Raw genomic sequence first — 19,895 nt, 5'->3', positions numbered from 1 at the left:
CCGCCGGATTCGGTTGCCCGGGATCCGATGCCGCGTTCGAATGGTCTGGTGGTGAGTATGGAGCGGTGGGACGAGCGGGACACCGGGGTGCTGCGGCTGCCGTCCGGGCGGCTGGTGCGGGGCCGGGGTCTGCGGCACCCCCTCGCACCGGGGGCGCCGAGCCCGTCGTACGGCATCTATCTGCTCGGCCGGCAGCCGCCCGTGGTGGAGTGGGAGTCCCGCTGGCTGCGCTGGCCCGACTTCCGGCTGCCCGCCGACCACGCGGTGGCCCGCGCGGTCCTCACCGAGGCCTGGGAGCGGGCCGCCGGCGAGCGCGTGGAGCTGGCCTGCGGCGGCGGCCGCGGCCGTACGGGCACGGCGCTGGGGTGTCTCGCGGTGCTGGACGGCGTGCCGGCCGGGGAGGCCGTCGCGTACGTCCGCCGCCACTACGACCGGCACGCGGTGGAAACGCCGTGGCAGCGGCGGTACGTACGGCGGTTCGGGGCGGCGGCGGGTTCAGGGGCGGCGGGCGCGGAATCGTAGGCCGCCGCTCTGCGGGTGCGTGTCGACGGACACGTCCGTGAAGCCGGCCTCCTTGAGGCGGGCCGGCAGACCCGCCGGGTCGAGGGTGTTCATCGTGTCCCGGAAGTGGAGGATGCGGAAGCGCAGGCCCGGCTGGCTGTCGCTGCCGGCGAAGGTGCCGCCGGGGCGCACGACGCGGAACGCCTCGGCGAAGATGCGGTCCTGGTGGGCGGCCGTGGGCACGTGGTGGAGCATCGTGAAGCAGACGACGGAGTCGAAGGACGCCCCCGGCAGGGGGAGTTCGGCGCCGTCCGCGAGGAGGATGCGGGCGCGGTCGCCCCACGTGTCCTGGAGCAGCCGGACCGTGTCCGCGTCGATCTCGGCGGCCGTCAGGCGGGGGACCAGGTCGGCGAGGACGCGGAGGTTGGCGCCGTAGCCGGGGCCGATCTCCAGTACGTCGGCGCCCAGTTCCACGTGTTCGAGGGCCCAGGGCAGGATGTGGTCCTTCGTCGTCTGCGCCCACTTCTCGGAGCTGCACAGTTTGCGGTGGGCTCGGTTCATCGGCATGGCATCGACGCTAGGCGGGGCGTACGGCCGTCCGCCACGCGCTAGTGTGCCGTCCCATGTCGCCGAACGGACAGCCGGACGGACAGCCGGACGGACAGCCGAGCGGTCAGCCGGGCGGACGGTACCGCCCGTACGGCACCGCCGGTTCGGGCATCTTCGTCGGTCACTTCAGCATGCCGCGCGGCAGCGCCTTCACCACTCACTGGCATGACTTCCATCAACTCGCCTGGTCGGCCAAAGGGTTGCTGCGGGTGCGCAGCGAGCAGGGGGTGTGGCTGCTGCCGCCGTCGCTGGCCCTGTGGATCCCGGCGAGGGTCGTGCACGCCACGGAGTCGGCGGGGGACGCTGTCATGCGCAGTGCGTACGTCGATCCGGAGTGCTGCCCGCACATCGACTGGCGCGAGCCGACCGTGGTGGCGGTGACTCCCTTGCTGCGGGCGCTCATCGACCATCTGATCCACCCGGGACTGGGCCCGGACGCCCGGTCACGCGCCGAGGCTGTCCTCCTCGACGAGCTGCGTCCGGTGCCGGTCACCAGCGTTTCCGCGCCCCTGCCCCGCGACCCGCGCGCCCGCACGGTGGCCGAGGCGCTGCGGGCCGACCCCGCGGACGGCCGGAGCCTCGCCGACTGGGGAGGCCAAGCCGGCGCCAGCGCACGGACCTTGGCCCGGCTCTTCGTCGCGGAGACGGGCCTTTCCTTCGGGCAGTGGCGGGAGCGGGCGCGGATGCAGTCGGCGATGCCGTACCTCGCGGCGGGCCTGCCGATCGAGTCGGTGGCCCACCGCGTCGGCTACGCGACGGCCAGCTCCTTCACCGCCGCGTTCCACCGGCTGGTCGGGGTGACCCCGAGGCAGTACTTCCCGGTCAGCTGAGGGCTTCGGCGAGCAGCGCCGCCGCCTCCGCGACCAGGGCGTCGTCCCAGGCCGCGTCCTGGTCGGGCTTGGTCGACAGGACGGACAGGACGACGGGAGCGCCGGTGTCGGTCCAGGCGATTCCCACGTTGTTGGTGGTGCCGTAGGAGCCGGAGCCCGTCTTGTCGGCGATCGTCCAGGTCGTCGGGAGGCCCGCGCGGAAACGTTTGCCGCTGGTCGTGTTGTTCAGCAGCCAGTGCGTGAGGAGGGCTCGGTCCTTGCGGTTCAGCGCCTCGCCGAGGGCCAGCCGGCCGTACGTCCGGCCGATGGCGTACGGGCTTGTCGTGTCCGTGATCCGCCATGGCTCGGCCGAGTTGAGGTCCGTCTCCCAGCGGTCGAGGCGCGTCACCGGGTCGCCCAGGGAGCGGGCGAAGCGGGTGATCGCGGTGGGGCCGCCGAGTTCGCGCAGGAGGAGGTTGCCCGCGCCGTTGTCGCTGTAGATGATGGCCACCTCGGCGAGTTCGGCGACGGTCATGCCCTCGGCCAGGTGCTCCCTGGTCTTGTCGGAACCCGTCGCCGGCAGGTCGGCCTCCGTGTAGTGGATACGGCGGGCCAGGAACTCGCCGCTGCGATCCAGGTCGCGCAGGACGGCCGCGGGCGCGAGCGTCTTGAACAGGGAGCACATCGGGAACAGCTCGTCGGCGCGGTGGCGGACGGACCGCTGGGTGGCGAGGTTGTGGGCGAACACGCCCAGCCGGGCGCCGTGTCGCTCCTCCAGGCGGCGGAGGCGGGCGGTGACGCCCGGGTCGCCGGTGGCGTGCGCGGGAACGCCGGCGAGCAGCGTGGCCGTGGTGGCCGTGCCGGCCGCGAGGAGGGTGCGTCGGGTCATCGGGGAGGTGGCGGAGCCTAAGATCTTGTTCTCCTTCGCTCGCTGTGCGTCGACGATCTCTCCAGTGACCGACGCCGGATCTCATCCCTTGGTTGCGGGGCCGTAGACCATCGGGGGACGGCGGTGCGCTCCCGCGCTCGGCACAGTGACGGCATGGAGAAGACGAAGGGAATCAACCGAGCACAGTTCCTGGCCGGGGCGGCGGCCCTGGGAGTCGGGGCGGCGACACTGCCCGCACGCCCGGCCGCGGCGACCGCACGGGAGGCCGCGGGGACCGGACGCGGGCTGAGGCACCACGGCGTCGTCTACACCGTCGGGGCCGGCGAGACCCCCGGCACGGCCTTCAGCACCGCCCGCATGCGTGCCGACGTCCGCGCGATCCGCGAGGACCTGCACGCCGACACCCTCGACGTCACCGGCGACGGCGTCGAGCGCCTGACCGCCACCGCCGCCGAGGCCGCCGAGCGCGGACTGCACGTGTGGCTCCAGCCGACCCTCGGGGACGTTCCGGAGGGGGACATCCTCGAACACCTCGCGGAGACCGGGCGGTTCGCGGAGCGGCTGCGGCGGCAGGGCGCGAGCGTGGACCTCAGCGTGGGCTGCGAGTTCTGGCTGTTCGTGCCCGGGATCGTGCCGGGGGAGAACGTCCTGGAGCGCATCGAGAACCTGCAGAACGGCACGGTCGACTGGGAGCTGATGCAGCGCCGCCTGGACCGCTTCACCGCGAAGGCGGCGAAGGTGGGCCGCTCGGTCTTCCGCGGCCGGCTGAGCTACGCCGCCGGCCAGGACGACCGGGTCGACTGGAACCTCTTCGACATCGTCGGCATCGACTACTACTCGTACTTCCGCGACCGGAGCGCCTACGTACGGGAGCTGAAGAAGTACCTCCGGTGGGGCAAGCCCCTCGCGATCACCGAGTTCGGCACGTGCACGTACGTCGGTGCTCCCGAGGCGGGCGGCATGGGCTGGTCCATCGTCGACTACGAGAAGGACCCGCCGGAGATCAAGGGCGACCTGGTCCGCAGCGAGCGCGTCCAGGCCGCCTATCTGACCGATCTGCTCGACGTCTTCGAGTCCGTGGGCCTGTACGCGGCCATGGCCTTCGAGTTCGTCACCGCCGACGCCCCGCACCGCCCCGACGAACCGCGCTACGACCTCGACCTGGCGAGCTACAGCATCACCAAGTCCATCAAGGACCGTCCGGACGACCCGTCTTCGGGATGGCACTGGGAGCGGAAGGAGGCGTTCCACGCCCTGGCCCGACGCTATGCCAGGGCGTGCCGCTCCCGTCAGCCGCGGTAGACGTCAGTCGCAGTAGACGTCCGCGTCGGGCCGCTCACCCGTGGCGAGGAAGCGGGACACCGTGTCGTCCCCGCAGGCGTTGCCGTGGGCGAGGTAGGCGTCGTGGCCGGTGGAGTTCACGATGACCATGACGGCACGGTCGCCGAGGGCGCGGCGGAGCTTGAGGGCGCCGGCGAGCGGGGTGGCGACGTCCCGTTCGTTCTGCACGAGCAGGATGTTGGACGGCCCGCGGTCGGTGATCCGTACCGGCGCCTGCTTCGGCGGGGTCGGCCAGGCGGCACACACCATCGCGTTGCGCGGCATGCCCGCGGTCAGCGGGTACGTGACCCGGCTTTCGTCGACGCCCTTCTGGTACTCGGCGGCCGACGCGGGCCACGCCACGTCGTTGCACAGGGTCGCGGCGCCGACCGCGGCGACGTTCTGCAGGACCTGCTCCGGCGGGGCGGCCGGCGCGGGCGGCACGGTGCCGGCCCGGGCGGCCAGGATCAGCTTGGCCAGGGCGGGGAAGCGGCTGGGCGAGTACAAGGTGTCCAGCAGCGTCTGGCGCAGCACGTTGCCGTTCAGCTCCTCGGGGTTGGCGCCGGGCCACGGGATGGGCTTCCGGTCGAGCCGCGCGGCCAGCTTCAGGAACAGCGGCCGCACCTCGGCCGCCGTCCCGGCCAGCCGGTCCGGGTTGTCCGGCGCCGACGCCCACGTCGCGAACTCGGGGAAGACGTCCTCGACGCCCTGCTCGTGCCCGGCGAGCCAGGCGCGGGAGACGCGGGTGGGATCGGGGTCGTCGTTGCTGTCCAGCACGATCCGGTCGGTGCGCTGCGGGAACAGCTGGCTGTAGACCGAGCCGACGTACGTCCCGTACGACACTCCCCACGCCGAGATTTTCCGCTCTCCGAGCGCCGCCCGGATGCGGTCGAGGTCGCGGGCCTCGGCGACCGTGTCGATGTGCCGCATCAACTCGCCGCCGTTGCGGGCACAGGCGTCCGCCAGACGCTGCGCGGTGACCATGTTCTCGGCGACGGAACCGTCCGCGGCGGGCCACGGCCGCAGTTTCGAGAGGGCGAGGTCGGCGTGCTCGAGCCCGCAGTCGACGGAGGTGGAGGGGGCGACCCCGCGCGGGGCGAAGCCGATCAGGTCGTAGGTGTCGCGTACGTCCTGGGGCAGCTTCTGCCCCTTGCCGGACGGGTCGTTGAGACTGGATCCGCCCGGTCCGCCCGGGATCAGCATCAGCGCGCCGCGCCGGGTGGCGGGGTCCTCCGCGGGGATGCGCGAGACGGCGACGCCGATCTTCCTGCCGCCCGGGCGGGTGTGGTCCATCGGCACTTCGAGGGTGGCGCACTGTTGGCGGGGGTCGAGGCCGGTGCCCGCGCACTTGGTCCACCGGAGGGAGGGGGTGGCGGTGGCGGCGGAGGCGGACGTGGTGAGGGGGGCGGTGAGACCGAGGAGGACGGCGGAGGTGGCGATCAGGGCGGCGTTTCTCTTGATCTGCGTCGTCTGCGTCATGTGGACGAGCCTCGCGGATCTTTCCCGGCCGCCCCATCCGGCCAACTACCCGGTACTCAGGGGGGATTGCCCCCCGACCTAGGGGGCGGCCGGCTCGTCGCGCGGCCCAACGGCACCGACGAACTCCGTCCACGCACCCGCCCCGATCAACAGCACCGCTCCGCCGGGCACCTTGCTGTCGCGGACCGGTACGACGGCACCGGGGAATCCGTCGGCGACCTGGACGCAGTTGCCTCCGTCGCCGTTGCTGTAACTGCTCTTGCGCCAGGATGCGTTGCTCAGGTCGTACTCGTGCATCGTCTGAAGTCCTCAGCCGCCGACTCGATCAGGGCGAGGGACGCCTCCGGCGACAGCGCGGCACCCCTGAGCAGATCGTATGCGCGCTGTGCTCGCTTCACCACGGCTGGGTCATCCAGCAACGTCCCCGAAAACGACGTCTCTGTATAGGCGACCGGGGGCGCATCGTCGAAGTCCATGAGCCGCAGGGAGCCGCTGTCGGCGGGTGCCCCCGCTGCGAACGGAAACACCTGGAGCAGTACCTTCCGGTCCCTTGCCGATGCAGCCACGTGCTCCAACGCCTGTGCCGCGACTTCTGGCCCGCCCACCGGGATGCGGAGCGCGGCCTCATGCACGATCGCCCAATACACGGGCCTTGTAGCGTCCCTGAGGATCTGGGACCGCTCCATGCGGGCGGCGGCCCTGCCGTCGGCGAACTCGTCTGTGGCGAAGGGGTGCGTCGCCAGAGTGAGTGCCCTCGCGTAAGCCGGTGTTTGCAGGAGCCCGGGAACGGCGGCCAGCTCGAAGTCGCAGATCGACGTTGCCAGCCGCTCCAGCTCGACAACCCCCGCGAAGTAATCCGCATACCGCGGATCATCGATGAGCTTCCGGCACAGCCGCTCGAAAATACCGTCAGTTTGTAGTGCCTCGTCAATCCTCTGCGCCACATCCAATTGCGGTTTCCGAATAGCCTGTTCGAACTGCCCGATGTACCCGCCGGACACGAAAACCCGTAAGCCCAGCTCCACTTGAGTGATCCCGGCATCCTCCCGCCGTCGCTTGAGTTCCGCCCCGAAGAACTCCCAGACTGCTTGCCGTGAACCATTGGCCACAGCCAACCACCCTCCGCTGACCTCCACTTGTAGTGCACAGACTCCTGCCGAGTGTAGGCCCCGCAGGGCACCCTGGAGATGAGAAGAGTGAAACCCGAAAAGGAAGGGGAGCACGGTGAGGTCTGTGGAGTCACGGCACTCGGCGCACTGCGTCGAAGAGGCGGAGGAAACGGTGAAAGAATTGCGCTCGGCGCTTCTTGTGGCGGGAATTACGCTGCCGTCAATCGGGCTCGACCCCGTAAGTCTTGCGCGGGAGGTGCCCTGTCCGCTCGTCGAATTGGGGCGGTGTTCCGTCGAGACCGCGCAGCGACTCGCGGCGGTACTGCGGTGAAGCCGCCGGTGGGGGCGTATGTCGTGGACACCCGGAGCGGGCGGATGGGGATCGTGATGGGGCATGAGGGGCCGTATGTGCAACTGAGACCGTATGGCGGGGGGCGGGAGTGGGACGCCGAGCCGGGTGCCGTGCGGCATGCCACGCCTGCCGAGCGGCTGAGCGTGATGACGGCGTACGCCAACGCGCGAAGCCGCGGCGAGGTGCCTTGAAGCCCGGGGACGACGGGGGACAGCCGGCGTAGGCGAGAATGGGCCCATGAGTCTGTTCCGTGACGACGGCATCGTGCTGCGCACCCAGAAGCTGGGTGAGGCGGACCGGATCATCACGCTGCTCACGCGCGGTCACGGGCGGGTACGGGCCGTGGCCCGTGGGGTGCGCAGGACCAAGTCCAAGTTCGGGGCCCGGCTGGAGCCCTTCTCCCACGTCGACGTGCAGTTCTTCGCGCGCGGCAGCGAGCTGATCGGGCGCGGGCTGCCGCTGTGCACGCAGAGCGAGACCATCGCGCCGTACGGGGGCGGGATCGTCGCGGACTACGCGCGCTACACCGCCGGGACGGCCATGCTGGAGACCGCCGAGCGGTTCACCGACCACGAGGGCGAGCCGGCGGTGCAGCAGTATCTGCTGCTCGTCGGGGCCCTGCGGACCCTCGCCCGCGGCGAGCACGCCCCGCACCTCATCCTCGACGCCTTTCTCCTCCGTTCCCTCGCCGTGAACGGCTACGCGCCCACCTTCACCGACTGCGCGAAGTGCGGCATGCCCGGGCCGAACCGGTTCTTCTCCGTGGCGGCCGGGGGCTCGGTCTGCGTCGACTGCCGGGTGCCGGGGAGTGTCGTACCGTCGCCGCAGACCCTGGAACTCCTCGGGGCGCTGCTTACGGGAGACTGGGAGACCGCGGACGCGAGCGAGCCGCGGCATGTCCGGGAGGGGAGCGGGCTGGTGTCCGCCTACCTGCACTGGCATCTGGAGCGCGGGCTGCGCTCGCTCAGGTACGTGGAAAAGGCGTAAGCCACCGAGGACAAGCGCCACCGAGGACAAGCGCCACCGAGGACAAGCACACAGAGGAGACGAGAAGCACATGGCCGTACGCGGGATCCTGGGGCGCCAGCGCCGTGAGTACAAGACGCCGGAGCCGCACCCGTCCGGGGCCCGCCCGCCGAAGCTCCCCGGCGAGCTGGTGCCCACCCATGTGGCGATCGTCATGGACGGGAACGGCCGCTGGGCCAAGGAACGCGGCCTGCCGCGCACCGAGGGGCACAAGGTCGGCGCCGAGCGGGTGCTGGACGTGCTCCAGGGCTCGATCGAGATGGGCGTGAAGAACATCTCCCTGTACGCCTTCTCCACCGAGAACTGGAAGCGCTCGCCGGACGAGGTGCGCTTCCTGATGAACTTCAACCGCGACTTCATCCGCAAGTCCCGCGACCAGCTCGACGAGCTCGGTGTCCGGGTGCGCTGGGTGGGCCGTATGCCCCGGCTGTGGAAGTCCGTCGCCAAGGAACTCCAGGTCGCCCAGGAGCAGACCAAGGACAACGACAGGCTGACGCTGTACTTCTGCATGAACTACGGCGGCCGCGCCGAGCTCGCGGACGCGATGCAGGCGATGGCGGAGGACGTGAAGGCGGGGCGCCTGGACCCGTCGAAGGTCTCCGAGAAGACCATCCAGAAGTACCTGTACTACCCGGACATGCCGGACGTGGACCTGTTCCTGCGGCCGAGCGGCGAGCAGCGCACGTCCAACTACCTGCTGTGGCAGAGCGCCTACGCCGAGATGGTCTTCCAGAACGTGCTGTGGCCGGACTTCGACCGGCGCGACCTGTGGCGGGCGTGCGTGGAGTTCGCCTCGCGGGACCGGCGCTTCGGCGGGGCGATTCCGAACGAGGAGCTGCTGGCCATGGAGGGCGAGCAGGAGTAGGCCCGCTGTCGGGGCTGTCGGGGCTGTCGGGGCTGCTGGGGCCGCTACGCCGTCTTCGCCGCGCAGTCCTCGCACGTTCCGAAGATCTCCACCGTGTGCGCCACGTTCACGAACCCGTGTTCCGACGCGATGGCCTCCGCCCAGGTCTCCACCGCCGGGCCCTCGACCTCCACGGCCTTGCCGCAGACGCGGCAGACGAGGTGGTGGTGGTGCTCGCCGGTGGAGCAGCGGCGGTAGACGGACTCGCCGTCGGAGGTGCGCAGGACATCGACCTCGCCGGCGTCGGCGAGGGACTGGAGCGTGCGGTAGACCGTGGTCAGCCCGACCGAGTCGCCCTTGTGCTTGAGCATGTCGTGGAGATCCTGGGCACTGCGGAACTCGTCGACCTCGTCGAGGGCCGCCGCCACGGCGGCCCGCTGCCGGGTTGCGCGGCCCTTCACGGACGGTCCTGCGGTCGTCACCGGTTGCCTCCCTAACGTCTGCACCTGCCGGGCCATTGTGCCAGTCCGGCCTGTCAGCGGTCAGACGCCGACCTTTCCGTCGGATCCACGGCTGGCCGGAATCGCACACTCCGCCGGGTCCCCGGCGGGATGCGCGGCCGCCAGGGCCCGCGCGCGGCGCCGGGCCAGCGGGGCCGCCAGCGCGGTCATGAGGACGAACGCCCCAATGGCCAGCAGCACGATCGTCGCGCCGGGCGGCACGTCCTGGTAGTACGACGTCACGGTGCCGCCGACCGCCACCGAGACCCCGATGGCCACCGCGATCGCGAAAGTGGCCGCAAAGCTGCGGCTCAGCTGCTGCGCCGCCGCCACCGGCACCACCATCAGCGCCGACACCAGCAGCAGGCCGACCACGCGCATCGCGACCGTCACCGTGACCGCGGCCGTGACCGCCGTCAGCAGGTTCAGGGCCCGCACCGGCAGGCCGGTGACCCGCGCGAACTCCTCGTCCTGGCTCACCGCGAACAGCTGGCGGCGCAGGCCGACGGAGACCAGCACCACGAAGGCGGCCAGGATGCAGATCGCCGTGATGTCCGACTCGCTCACCGTCGACAGGGAGCCGAAGAGGTACGAGGTCAGGTTCGCGTTCGAGCCCGTCGGCGCGAGGTTGATGAGCATCACACCGCCGGCCATACCGCCGTAGAAGAGCATCGCGAGGGCGATGTCGCCGCGGGTCTTGCCGTACCAGCGGATCAGCTCCATGGCGACCGCGCCGAGCACGGACACCAGCGTGGCCATCCACACCGGCGACCAGGACAGCAGGAAGCCGAGGCCGACGCCGGTCATCGCCACGTGGCCGATGCCGTCGCCCATGAGGGCCTGGCGGCGCTGGACGAGGTAGATGCCGACGGCCGGGGCCGTGATGCCGACCAGGACCGCGGCCAGGAGGGCCCGCTGCATGAAGGCGTAGTTCAGGAGGTCCATCAGCTCAGCAGTCCCGTCCGGATCGGTTCGGCGTCGTGAGCCGCGTGCGGGTGTACGTGGTCGTGGCCGGGCAGCGCGTGCTGGCCGAGGGCCTGCGGGGGCGGGCCGTCGTGGGTGACGCAGCCGTCGCGCAGGACGACCGCCCGGTTGATCAAGGGCTCCAGGGGGCCCAGTTCGTGCAGGACGAGCAGGACGCTCGTGCCTTGGGCGACCTGCTCGCGCAGGGTCGAGGCCAGCACCTCCTGGCTCGCCAGGTCCACGCCCGCCATCGGCTCGTCCATGATCAGGAGTTCGGGTTCGGCGGCGAGGGCGCGGGCGATCAGTACGCGCTGGTGCTGGCCGCCGGAGAGGGCGTTGACGGAGTCCTTCGCGCGGTCGGCCAGGCCGACCAGGTCGATCGCGCGGCGTACGGCCTCGTGGTCGGCCTTGCGCAGGATGCCGAAGCGGGCGCGGGAGAGGCGGCCGGAGGAGACGATCTCGGTGACCGTCGCCGGGACGCCGCCCGCGGCCGTGGTGCGCTGCGGGACGTAGCCCACGCGCGCCCAGTCGCGGAAGCGGCGGCGCGGGGTGCCGAACAGCTCGATCTCGCCGGCGCTGACCGGGACCTGGCCGATGACGGTCCGGATCGCGGTCGACTTGCCGGAGCCGTTGGCGCCGAGCAGCGCGACGACCTCACCGCGGGAGACGGTGAGGTCGATGCCGCGCAGGACCGGGCGCGAGCCCAGCTCGGCGCGGACGCCGCGCAGGGATATGACGGCCTCGCTCACGAGGTCCTCCGTAACTCCGTGCTCCGCAGCGGTCACTTGGCGCCGAGAGCGGTTTTCAGCGCGGTCAGGTTGGACTCCATGACCTGGAAGTAGTCGTCGCCCTTGGACTTGTCGGTGATGCCCTCGAGCGGGTCGAGGACGTCCGTCTTGAGGCCCGCGTCCTGGGCGAGGGTCTTCGCGGTCTTGTCGGACACCAGTGTCTCGTAGAAGACGGTGGTGACGCCGTCGGCCTTGGCCTCCTCCTGGAGTTCCTTGATCCGGGCCGGGCTGGGCTCGCTCTCCGGGTCGAGGCCGGAGATGGCCTCCATGGTCAGGCCGTAGCGCTCGGCGAGGTAGCCGAAGGCGGCGTGGTTGGTGAAGAAGACCTTGCTGTCGGTGTTCTTCAGGCCGTCCGCGAACGCGGTGTCGAGGTCGCCGAGCTTCTTGGCCAGCGCGGCGGCGTTCTTCTCGTAGTCCGCCGCGTTGTCCGGGTCGGCCTTCTCGAAGGACTTGGCGACGCCCTCGGCGACCTCGGCGTACTTCACCGGGTCGAGCCAGATGTGCGGGTCGAGGGCGTGCTCCTCCTCCTCGGAGGGCTCCTCCGCGGCGGGCTCCTCGCCCTCGTGCTCGTGCTCCACGGAGCCGTGGTCCTCCAGCTTGGTCAGGGTGGCCGCGTCGATCTTGTTCTTGACGTCGGCCTGCGCGACCGCCTTGTCGACGGCGGGCTGGAGGTCCTTGAGGTAGAGCACCGCGTCGGACTCCTGGAGCTGCGCGGTCTGCTTGGCGCTGATCTCCAGGTCGTGCGGCTCCTGGCCGGGCTCGGTCAGACTGGTGACGTTCACATGGTCGCCGCCGATCTGCTCGGCGAGAAAGGCCATCGGGTAGAACGAGGCGACGACGTCGAACTTGTCCGTGCCGCCCGCCGCCTCGCTGTCGCTGGAGCAGGCGGAGAGGGTGCCGAGGCCGAGGGCGGTGGCCGCGGCGACCGCGATGCCGGATATGTGCTGTCGTCGTACGTTCATGACAGTCATTTTCAACAAATATGGAAACCGTTGTCAACAAACGTGGTGAGAGACCTGGTACCGGGACCGATTTGATTGGAGGGGAGCCCACGCCGGTAACCTGAAGCATTCGCTCTGAAGCAATGCTCTGAAGCATCTCGCTTCGTCGCCCGTCGTCGTAATGAAGAGAGCACCGTGGCCGCCGACAAGATCGACACCATCGTCAGCCTGAGCAAGCGCCGTGGCTTCGTATTCCCCAGCAGTGAGATCTACGGCGGCACCAGGGCCGCCTGGGACTACGGGCCCCTCGGTGTCGAGCTCAAGGAGAACCTCAAGCGCCAGTGGTGGCGCTACATGGTGACGTCGCGCGAGGACGTGGTCGGTATCGACTCGTCCGTGATCCTGGCCCCCGAGGTCTGGGTCGCCTCCGGCCACGTCGCCACCTTCACGGACCCGCTCACCGAGTGCACCTCCTGTCACAAGCGGTTCCGTGCCGACCACCTTGAAGAGGCGTACGAGGCCAAGCACAACCGCCCGCCGGCGAACGGCCTGGCGGACGTGAACTGCCCCAACTGCGGCAACAAGGGTCAGTTCACCGAGCCCAAGCAGTTCTCGGGTCTGCTCTCCACCCACCTCGGCCCGACCCAGGACAGCGGCTCGATCGCCTACCTGCGTCCGGAGACCGCGCAGGGCATCTTCACCAACTTCGCCCAGGTGCAGACCACTTCGCGCCGCAAGCCGCCGTTCGGCATCGCCCAGATGGGCAAGTCCTTCCGCAACGAGATCACGCCCGGCAACTTCATCTTCCGCACCCGCGAGTTCGAGCAGATGGAGATGGAGTTCTTCGTCAAGCCGGGCGAGGACGAGCAGTGGCAGGAGTACTGGATGGAGCAGCGCTGGAACTGGTACACCGGCCTCGGCCTGCGCGAAGAGAACATGCGGTGGTACGACCACCCCAAGGAGAAGCTCTCCCACTACTCCAAGCGCACCGCCGACATCGAGTACCGCTTCCAGTTCGGCGGCAACGAGTGGGGTGAGCTGGAGGGCGTCGCCAACCGCACCGACTACGACCTCGGCGCCCACTCCAAGGCCTCCGGCCAGGACCTGTCGTACTTCGACCAGGACGCCCAGGAGCGCTGGACCCCGTACGTCATCGAGCCGGCGGCCGGTGTCGGGCGCGCGATGCTCGCCTTCCTGCTCGACGCCTACATCGAGGACGAGGCGCCCAACGCCAAGGGCAAGCTGGAGAAGCGCACGGTGCTGCGCCTCGACCCGCGGCTGGCCCCGGTGAAGGCCGCGGTGCTTCCCCTGTCGCGGAACGCCGAGCTGTCCCCGAAGGCCAAGGGCCTGGCCCAGACGCTGCGCCAGAACTGGAACATCGACTTCGACGACGCCGGCGCCATCGGCCGCCGCTACCGCCGCCAGGACGAGATCGGTACGCCGTTCTGCGTGACCGTCGACTTCGACACCCTGGACGACAACGCGGTGACGGTGCGCGAGCGTGACTCGATGAAGCAGGAGCGCGTATCGCTGGACCAGATCGAGGGGTACCTGGCGAGCCGACTGATCGGCTGCTAGTGATCGGCCGCTAGTCACGAAGAGCACACGAAAACCCCGGTTCCGTAACAGACGTAACGGAACCGGGGTTTCGCCCATCCAGGACACCTGCTGCTCCGAAGAGGAGGTCATACGCGGCTCGCAGAGTGCGGGGCGCGGTGACCGACCTACACGGGGGCATCATGCGCAAGCAAGCAGTCATCGGGGCGGCCGTTCTGGCCCTGGCCATCGGTTCCGTCGGCTATGTCGCCGCGAGCGACAGGGGGCAGGGGCAGGGCCAGGGGCAGGAGAGCGACTCCTCGGCGATCAGCACCCAGGGCGGCTCGGTGGCCGGGGCGCAGGGCGTCGCCGGCGACCGGCTCACCGTGATCGGCCTCACGGACGACCGGCGTCTCGTCAGCTTCCGCGTCGACCGGCCGGACCGCGTCCTCCCGCTCGGCAAGGTGGGCGGCCTCAAGGGCGACAGCAAGCTCGTCGGCATCGACTACCGGGTGCAGAACGGCAAGCTGTACGGCGTCGGCGACAAGGGCGGCATCTACACGATCCGCGAGATCGGCGCCAAGGCCACCAAGGTCTCGCAGCTGAGCGTGGCCCTGCAGGGCGCGGCCTTCGGCGTCGACTTCAACCCGGCCGCCAACCGGCTCCGGGTCATCAGCGACACCGGCCAGAACCTCCGCCACAACATCGACGACCCGGCCGGCGCGCCCGCCGCCGGCACCACCGCGGTCGACGGCACCCTCACCAACCCGCCCGTGCCGCCCGCGACGACCGGTGCCACGGCGGCCGGCGTGACGGGTGCGGCGTACACGAACAACGACCTCTCCGCGACCACCGCCACCACCCTCTTCGACGTGGACACGGTGAACGACCAGGTCGCCGTCCAGTCCCCGGCCAACGCGGGCAACCTCGCGCCCACCGGCAAGCTCGGCGTCGACGCGGGCCCTGACGCGGGCTTCGACGTCTACACCTCGCGGCGCACCGGCTCGAACACGGCGTACGGCGTCCTGGCGGTCGGCGGCGCCCAGCGCCTCTACCGCGTGGACCTGCTGAACGGCTCGGTCACCCGCACCGGCACCTTCGACGGCGGCCGCAAGGTCGTGGACCTGGCGCTGCCGCTGAAGCAGGGCTGAGTGGGGAGCGGGGCTGAGTGGGGAGGGGGCTGAGCGCGGCTCGCGGGGTACCCGTGCAGCGGTAAGTGGCTGGCACCTGACACATGACAGCTGACAGATATTGATATCTGTCAGCTGTCATGTCATGGTGGGTGTCATGACGATGCACACGCGCACTCTCGGAAGCACCGGCCCCCAGGTCTCCGCCCTCGGCCTCGGCTGCATGGGCATGTCCGCGCTGTACGGCGACGCCGACCGCGCCGAGTCGATCGCCACCGTCCACGCCGCCCTGGAGGCGGGCGTGACCCTGCTCGACACCGGCGACTTCTACGGCATGGGCCACAACGAACTCCTCATCGGCGAGGCCCTGCGCACCGCGCCCGCCGCCCGTCGCGAACAGGCCCTGGTCAGCGTGAAGTTCGGCGCGCTGCGCGACCCGGACGGCGGCTGGTCCGGATATGACGGCCGCCCGGCCGCCGTGAAGAACTTCGCCGCGTACTCGCTCCAGCGCCTCGGCGTCGACCACATCGACGTCTACCGGATCGCCCGGCTCGACCCGGCCGTCCCGATCGAGGAGACGGTCGGCGCGATCGCCGAACTGGTCGAGAAGGGGTACGTCCGGCATGTCGGCCTGAGCGAGGTCGGCGCCGACACCATCCGCCGGGCCGCCGCCACCGCCCCCGTCAGCGACCTCCAGATCGAGTACTCGCTGATCTCCCGCGGCATCGAGGACGAGATCCTGCCGACCACCCGCGAACTGGGCATCGGCGTCACGGCGTACGGCGTCCTGTCCCGCGGTCTGATCTCCGGCCACTTCACCGGCGACCGGCAGCTCGCCGCGAACGACTTCCGGGCGATGTCCCCGCGCTTCCAGGGCGAGAACCTCCAGCACAACCTGAACCTCGTCGAGGCGCTGCGGAAGATCGCCGAGCAGAAGGGCACCAGCGTCGCGCAGATCGCCATCGCCTGGGTGCTCTCGCGGGGCGACGACATCGTGCCGCTGGTCGGCGCCCGTACCCGCGAACGGCTCACGGAGTCCCTCGGCGCACTCGACATCACGCTGGACGCGGCCGACCTCGCCGCGATCGAGGAGGCCGTACCGGCCGGAGCCGCCGCGGGCGAGCGCTACCCGGCGGCCCAGATGGCGCACCTCGAGGCCTGAGGCGGGCGCCGGGTACGGTCTGCTCATGCCACCGACCAGCGAGATCCTGACCGCCGAGCGCATCCTCGAAGCGACCGAGGAGGTGCTGCGCCGCCACGGCCCGGCCAAGGCGACCGTGGTGGACGTGGCCCGCGCGCTCGGCGTCAGCCACGGCAGCGTCTACCGCCACTTCCGCACGAAGGCGGCGCTGCGGGAGGCGGTCACCAAGCGGTGGCTGGACCGCACGTCCGAGTCCCTGGCCGGGATCGCCGCCGACGCGTCCCGTGACCCCCGACAGCGCCTCGGCGACTGGCTCGCGGCCCTCTTCGAGGCCAAGCGCCGCAAGGCGGGCGACGACCCCGAGCTGTTCGCCACGTACATGGTGCTGACCGACGAGAACGGCGGGGCGGTCGCCGAGCACATCACCGACCTCACCGGGCAGCTGACCCGGATCGTCCGGGCGGGCGTGGACGCGGGCGTGTTCACGGTCGCCGACCCGGCCGCCACGGCCCGCGCCCTGTTCCAGGCGACCGGCCGCTTCCACGACCCCGGCTACCACCGGGAGTGGGAACTGCCGGGCGTGGAGGACGAGTTCGATGCGGTGGTGGGGCTGCTGCTGCGGGGGCTGGGGGTCTAGGGCGGCGGGAATCGCCCGGCACAGCGCCGGGTTGTCGGGTTCAGAACCCGCGATCTCCGAGGAGCCGACATGTCCGAGAAAACCTCCGGGGAACCCGCTGTCCGCGAACTCCGCCTGGTGGTCACGGCGGCCGACTACGACGCGGCCCTGCACTTCTACCGCGACGTCCTCGGTCTGCCCGAACGCGGCGCGTTCACCTCCGAGGGCGGGCGGGTCACCATCCTCGACGCCGGCCGGGCCACCCTGGAGCTGACCGACCCGAACCACGCCGCCTTCATCGACGAGGTCGAGGTCGGGCGGCGCGTGGCCGGTCACATCCGGGTCGCCTTCCAGGTCGACGACTCCGTCGCCACCACCGAGAAGCTGGCCGCCGCCGGAGCGGAGGTGGTCGCCGAGCCGACCCGCACGCCGTGGAACTCGCTGAACTCCCGGCTGGAGGCACCGGGCGCCCTTCAGCTGACGCTCTTCACCGAGCTCGGTGACTAGGCCGACCGGTCTGTCGGATCGACCGTCGCCTGATGCGCCTCCGCCAGGTGTTCCTCCGCCTTCAGCCAGGGCAGGAACTGCGCACCCTTGCGCCAGCCGCACGTGTCGCAGCTGATCGTGCGCTGCATTCCCGCCCGCTGGACCCGGACGACGTGCTCGCGCCCGTGCTGGTCCCAGCGGCTCACCTTGCTCGTGTTGATCTCCAGCATGCTGCCTCCAGAGGCCGCGCCCTGCGAGTCCGTTGACGCAGCAAGGAGTGTGCAGCAAGACCAACATCAACGGGGGATCCTTCACAGCTCGTTGGCCAACCCGTGTTCTTGGGCTCAGTCGATCGTCCTCGGCAGCCGCAGGCTCAGCAGACCGGTCAGGGCGATCGCCGCCAGCTGTACGAGAAGCGTGATGACCAGGGCGTCCCGCATGCCCAGACCCGGAGTCAGGGACAGGAAGAGGGTGCCGAGGGTGGCCACACCCAGCGCCAGCGCCGACTGCTGGGTGGTGGTCATCACACCGCTGCCGACGCCGGCCCGCGCGGGCGGCACCTCGGACAGGACGATCCGGAAGATCACGGGAAGTTGGAGGGCCTGGCCCACCCCGGCGATCGCACCGCCCGGCAGCAGGGCAACGACGCCGAGGTCCGGCCAGGAACGCCACGCGGCCAGGGCGATCAGGCCCACGCCCACGACCTGGAACAGGGAGCCGGCCGTCACCACCCGGGTGCCGTACCGGGCGATGAGCCGGGGACCGGCGAGCGAGGTGAAGAAGAACGTCACCGCCAGCGGGGCGAGGGCGAGGCCCGCCTGGACGGGGCCGAGGCCCGCGCCCTGCTGCAAGGCCACCGCGATCACGAACATGAAGCCGCTGAACCCGATGGAGAACGGCAGGATCATCACCAGCCCGCGCCGCAACGACACCAGCCGGAACAGGCTCGGCGGCACCAGCGGCGTACGGCCCAGACGGTCCGCCCTGCGCTCCACCGCGTAGAACGCCGCCGCCAGGAACGGGAACGCCGCCAGCGACAGCCACGTCCACAGCGGCCAGCCCGCCGCCCTGCCCTCGGTGAGCGGGGCCAGCAGGGCGATCAGCGAGGCGGCCAGCAGGAGCGTGCCGGGGCCGTCCACCGGTTCCGGGCGCTGCGCCCGGGTCTCCGGGATCGCGCGGGCGGCGAGGACGAGGCCGACGAGGACGACCGGCACGTTCACCAGGAACACCGAGCGCCAGCCGGTGCCCGCGATGTCGGCCGAGACGAGGACGCCGCCCAGGATCTGGCTCGCCACCATCGACAGGCCGGCCGTCGCGCCGTACAGGCTCATCGCCTTGGCGCGGCGCGGGCCCGCGGTGGCCGCCTGGATGGTGGCGAGCACCTGCGGCAGCATCGCGGCGGACGCCGCGCCCTGCGCGACCCGGGCCGCGACCAGCGTCCAGGCGGTGGGCGCGAGCCCGCACGCCAGCGAGGTCAGCCCGAAGGCGGCCATGCCGCCCAGGAAGAGGCGGCGCCGGCCGAAGAGGTCGCCGAGCCGGCCGCCGAGGACGAGCAGGACGGCGTACGCCAGGCCGTACCCGGAGACGACGAGCTCCAGGACCGACTCGCTCGCGGCGAGGTCCGAGCCGATGGTCGGCAGGGCGACGTTGACGATGAAGAAGTCGACGAGGGGCAGTGCCGCGGCCAGCAGCACCGTGAACAGGCCGAGCCCGCCGAGCTCCGGTGGGGTGGGGGAGGGGCGGGTCGGGCGTGGGGTGGTCGTGGTTTCGGTCACGGGTATGAGCCTGCGGCCGCTCCGAGACGGGTACCAGAGTCTTCTTATCCTGGTACAAGAAGCACCTGGAAACAGGGTGTGGACGAGGTGCGGGCGGCGGCAGGCTGGAGGCATGACGACCATGACCCAGGAGATGGCGGGGACGGCGGAGACGGCGGGGACGGCATCGGGATCACCGACGGGAACGCCGACCGGAATGCTGTCGGGAACGCTGTCGGGAACGGCCGTCGCGGAGATCCGGCGGCATGAACTCGCCGCCTTCCTGCGTCACCGCCGCGAGCACATCGCCCCCGAACGGGTCGGGCTGCCCCGCGGCCGCCGGCGCCGCACCCCGGGACTGCGCCGGGAGGAGGTCGCCCAGCTCTCCGCGGTCGGCGTCACCTGGTACACGTGGCTCGAACAGGCCCGGGACATCCAGGTCTCCGTCCAGGTCCTCGACGCCCTCGCCCGCACCCTGCTGCTCGACCCGACCGAACGCGCCCACCTCTTCCGGCTCGCCGGCGCCGTGGATCCGACGCCGGCCACCGACTGTCCGTCGCTCACCCCGGGGCTGCGGGCGGTCCTGGAGCAGCTGGAGCCGGCGGCGGCCGCCGTGCAGAACAGCCGGTACGACCTCCTCGGCTACAACCGGACCTACAGCCTGCTGCTCTGCGACCTCGACGCCGTGCCGCCCGAGGACCGCAACTGCATGATCCTCTCCTACACGCACCCCGAGTGGCAGTCGTCCATCGTGCACCTGGAGGACGCCCAGCGCATGATGGCCGCCCGCTTCCGCGCCACGATGGCCGGGCATCTGGCCGAGCCCGCCTGGAAGATGCTCCTCAAGCGGCTGCGCGCCGAATCCCCGGACTTCTGCGAGGCGTGGGACCGCCACGAGGTGATCGCCCACCGCAGCAAGCGCAAGGAGTTCCTGAACCGGTACGTGGGCCGTGTCGTCGTCGACCACACCGACCTGTGGATCGGCCCGGAGAACGGGCCGCGCATGGTCACGTACACACCGGCGGACGAGGAGTCACGGGCGCGGCTGGAGCGGCTGCACGCGATCGCCGTCGAGCGGTCGCGGTCACGCGGATGAGGTAGT

The 19,895-nt window shown here is 70.9% G+C and carries 23 protein-coding genes; 12 read left to right on the top strand and 11 right to left on the bottom strand.

Features of this window, described 5'->3' with window-relative positions; genetic code table 11:
• Positions 1-57: 57 nt before the first annotated feature.
• Positions 58-522: a protein phosphatase gene (locus QFZ76_RS18115; protein WP_307680054.1), complete on the top strand. Its 465-nt coding sequence runs from the start codon at positions 58-60 to the stop codon at positions 520-522.
• Here the strand turns inward: QFZ76_RS18115 and QFZ76_RS18110 are convergent.
• Positions 496-1,068: a class I SAM-dependent methyltransferase gene (locus QFZ76_RS18110; RefSeq protein ID WP_307674712.1), complete on the bottom strand. Its 573-nt coding sequence runs from the start codon at positions 1,066-1,068 to the stop codon at positions 496-498. The genes QFZ76_RS18115 and QFZ76_RS18110 overlap by 27 nt on opposite strands.
• 56 nt (positions 1,069-1,124) lie before the next feature.
• Between QFZ76_RS18110 and QFZ76_RS18105 the strand changes: the two genes are divergently transcribed.
• Positions 1,125-1,940: a helix-turn-helix domain-containing protein gene (locus QFZ76_RS18105; RefSeq protein ID WP_307674711.1), complete on the top strand. Its 816-nt coding sequence runs from the start codon at positions 1,125-1,127 to the stop codon at positions 1,938-1,940.
• Here the strand turns inward: QFZ76_RS18105 and bla are convergent.
• Complete coding sequence (gene bla / locus QFZ76_RS18100) at positions 1,933-2,808, bottom strand: class A beta-lactamase (protein WP_307674710.1); 876 nt, start codon at positions 2,806-2,808, stop codon at positions 1,933-1,935. The two genes, QFZ76_RS18105 and bla, sit on opposite strands and share 8 nt — an antisense overlap.
• Positions 2,809-2,961: 153 nt before the next feature.
• Between bla and QFZ76_RS18095 the strand changes: the two genes are divergently transcribed.
• Positions 2,962-4,110, top strand: coding sequence for an abortive phage infection protein (locus QFZ76_RS18095; protein WP_307674709.1), 1,149 nt, complete (start codon positions 2,962-2,964; stop codon positions 4,108-4,110).
• A gap of 3 nt (positions 4,111-4,113) precedes the next feature.
• Here the strand turns inward: QFZ76_RS18095 and QFZ76_RS18090 are convergent, their stop codons facing one another.
• From QFZ76_RS18090 to QFZ76_RS18080, 3 genes are all read right to left on the bottom strand, one after another.
• Positions 4,114-5,607 (bottom strand): alpha/beta hydrolase, encoded by a 1,494-nt coding sequence (locus tag QFZ76_RS18090; RefSeq protein ID WP_307674708.1) that lies wholly within the window; start codon positions 5,605-5,607, stop codon positions 4,114-4,116.
• A gap of 78 nt (positions 5,608-5,685) precedes the next feature.
• On the bottom strand, positions 5,686-5,904 hold the full coding sequence (locus tag QFZ76_RS18085; RefSeq protein ID WP_307674707.1) for a DUF397 domain-containing protein: 219 nt from the start codon (positions 5,902-5,904) through the stop codon (positions 5,686-5,688).
• Entirely contained in the window at positions 5,886-6,716 is an 831-nt protein-coding gene (locus QFZ76_RS18080) for a helix-turn-helix transcriptional regulator (protein ID WP_307680053.1), read from the bottom strand. The genes QFZ76_RS18085 and QFZ76_RS18080 overlap by 19 nt, the downstream gene beginning before the upstream one ends.
• Positions 6,717-7,043: 327 nt before the next feature.
• On the opposite strand from QFZ76_RS18080, the gene QFZ76_RS18070 reads away from it, so the two are divergent.
• From QFZ76_RS18070 to QFZ76_RS18060, 3 genes are all read left to right on the top strand, one after another.
• A complete protein-coding gene (locus QFZ76_RS18070) occupies positions 7,044-7,259 on the top strand; it encodes a hypothetical protein (RefSeq protein ID WP_307674705.1) in 216 nt (71 codons plus the stop codon).
• A gap of 46 nt (positions 7,260-7,305) precedes the next feature.
• The gene (recO, locus tag QFZ76_RS18065) at positions 7,306-8,055 is read left to right on the top strand and encodes a DNA repair protein RecO (protein WP_307674704.1); all 750 of its coding nucleotides are present in this window, start codon (positions 7,306-7,308) and stop codon (positions 8,053-8,055) included.
• Between the two features lie 70 nt (positions 8,056-8,125).
• The gene (locus QFZ76_RS18060) at positions 8,126-8,959 is read left to right on the top strand and encodes an isoprenyl transferase (RefSeq protein WP_307674703.1); all 834 of its coding nucleotides are present in this window, start codon (positions 8,126-8,128) and stop codon (positions 8,957-8,959) included.
• Between the two features lie 44 nt (positions 8,960-9,003).
• On the opposite strand, the gene QFZ76_RS18055 is transcribed toward QFZ76_RS18060, so the two are convergent.
• Genes QFZ76_RS18055 through QFZ76_RS18040 form a run of 4 tightly spaced genes read right to left on the bottom strand, consistent with a single transcriptional unit; the run spans position 9,004 to position 12,151 of the window.
• Positions 9,004-9,420 (bottom strand): Fur family transcriptional regulator, encoded by a 417-nt coding sequence (locus tag QFZ76_RS18055; protein ID WP_266439755.1) that lies wholly within the window; start codon positions 9,418-9,420, stop codon positions 9,004-9,006.
• A 60-nt stretch (positions 9,421-9,480) separates the two neighbouring features.
• Positions 9,481-10,383, bottom strand: coding sequence for a metal ABC transporter permease (locus QFZ76_RS18050; protein ID WP_307674702.1), 903 nt, complete (start codon positions 10,381-10,383; stop codon positions 9,481-9,483).
• Positions 10,383-11,150, bottom strand: coding sequence for a metal ABC transporter ATP-binding protein (locus QFZ76_RS18045; protein ID WP_307674701.1), 768 nt, complete (start codon positions 11,148-11,150; stop codon positions 10,383-10,385). The genes QFZ76_RS18050 and QFZ76_RS18045 overlap by 1 nt, the downstream gene beginning before the upstream one ends.
• 32 nt (positions 11,151-11,182) lie before the next feature.
• Positions 11,183-12,151, bottom strand: coding sequence for a zinc ABC transporter substrate-binding protein (locus tag QFZ76_RS18040; protein WP_307674700.1), 969 nt, complete (start codon positions 12,149-12,151; stop codon positions 11,183-11,185).
• Between the two features lie 174 nt (positions 12,152-12,325).
• On the opposite strand from QFZ76_RS18040, the gene QFZ76_RS18035 reads away from it, so the two are divergent.
• From QFZ76_RS18035 to QFZ76_RS18015, 5 genes are all read left to right on the top strand, one after another.
• Entirely contained in the window at positions 12,326-13,708 is a 1,383-nt protein-coding gene (locus tag QFZ76_RS18035; RefSeq protein WP_307674699.1) for a glycine--tRNA ligase, read from the top strand.
• A 161-nt stretch (positions 13,709-13,869) separates the two neighbouring features.
• Complete coding sequence (locus QFZ76_RS18030; protein ID WP_307674698.1) at positions 13,870-14,817, top strand: DUF4394 domain-containing protein; 948 nt, start codon at positions 13,870-13,872, stop codon at positions 14,815-14,817.
• Positions 14,818-14,959: 142 nt separating this feature from the next.
• Positions 14,960-15,958: an aldo/keto reductase gene (locus QFZ76_RS18025; RefSeq protein ID WP_307680052.1), complete on the top strand. Its 999-nt coding sequence runs from the start codon at positions 14,960-14,962 to the stop codon at positions 15,956-15,958.
• Between the two features lie 25 nt (positions 15,959-15,983).
• Complete coding sequence (locus QFZ76_RS18020) at positions 15,984-16,574, top strand: TetR family transcriptional regulator (protein WP_307674697.1); 591 nt, start codon at positions 15,984-15,986, stop codon at positions 16,572-16,574.
• A gap of 69 nt (positions 16,575-16,643) precedes the next feature.
• Positions 16,644-17,060, top strand: a complete 417-nt coding sequence (locus QFZ76_RS18015; protein WP_307674696.1) for a VOC family protein — start codon at positions 16,644-16,646, stop codon at positions 17,058-17,060.
• Here the strand turns inward: QFZ76_RS18015 and QFZ76_RS18010 are convergent.
• Positions 17,057-17,269 (bottom strand): hypothetical protein, encoded by a 213-nt coding sequence (locus tag QFZ76_RS18010; protein WP_266439770.1) that lies wholly within the window; start codon positions 17,267-17,269, stop codon positions 17,057-17,059. The two genes, QFZ76_RS18015 and QFZ76_RS18010, sit on opposite strands and share 4 nt — an antisense overlap.
• A gap of 114 nt (positions 17,270-17,383) precedes the next feature.
• Entirely contained in the window at positions 17,384-18,814 is a 1,431-nt protein-coding gene (locus QFZ76_RS18005) for an MFS transporter (protein WP_307674695.1), read from the bottom strand.
• 196 nt (positions 18,815-19,010) lie between these two features.
• On the opposite strand from QFZ76_RS18005, the gene QFZ76_RS18000 reads away from it, so the two are divergent.
• Positions 19,011-19,889: a helix-turn-helix transcriptional regulator gene (locus QFZ76_RS18000; protein WP_307680051.1), complete on the top strand. Its 879-nt coding sequence runs from the start codon at positions 19,011-19,013 to the stop codon at positions 19,887-19,889.
• The last annotated feature ends 6 nt before the right edge of the window (positions 19,890-19,895 follow it).

Source organism: Streptomyces sp. V4I2, from assembly GCF_030817655.1.
GTDB lineage: Bacteria > Actinomycetota > Actinomycetes > Streptomycetales > Streptomycetaceae > Streptomyces > Streptomyces plumbiresistens.
This window is presented reverse-complemented; position numbering and strand designations above follow the sequence as displayed.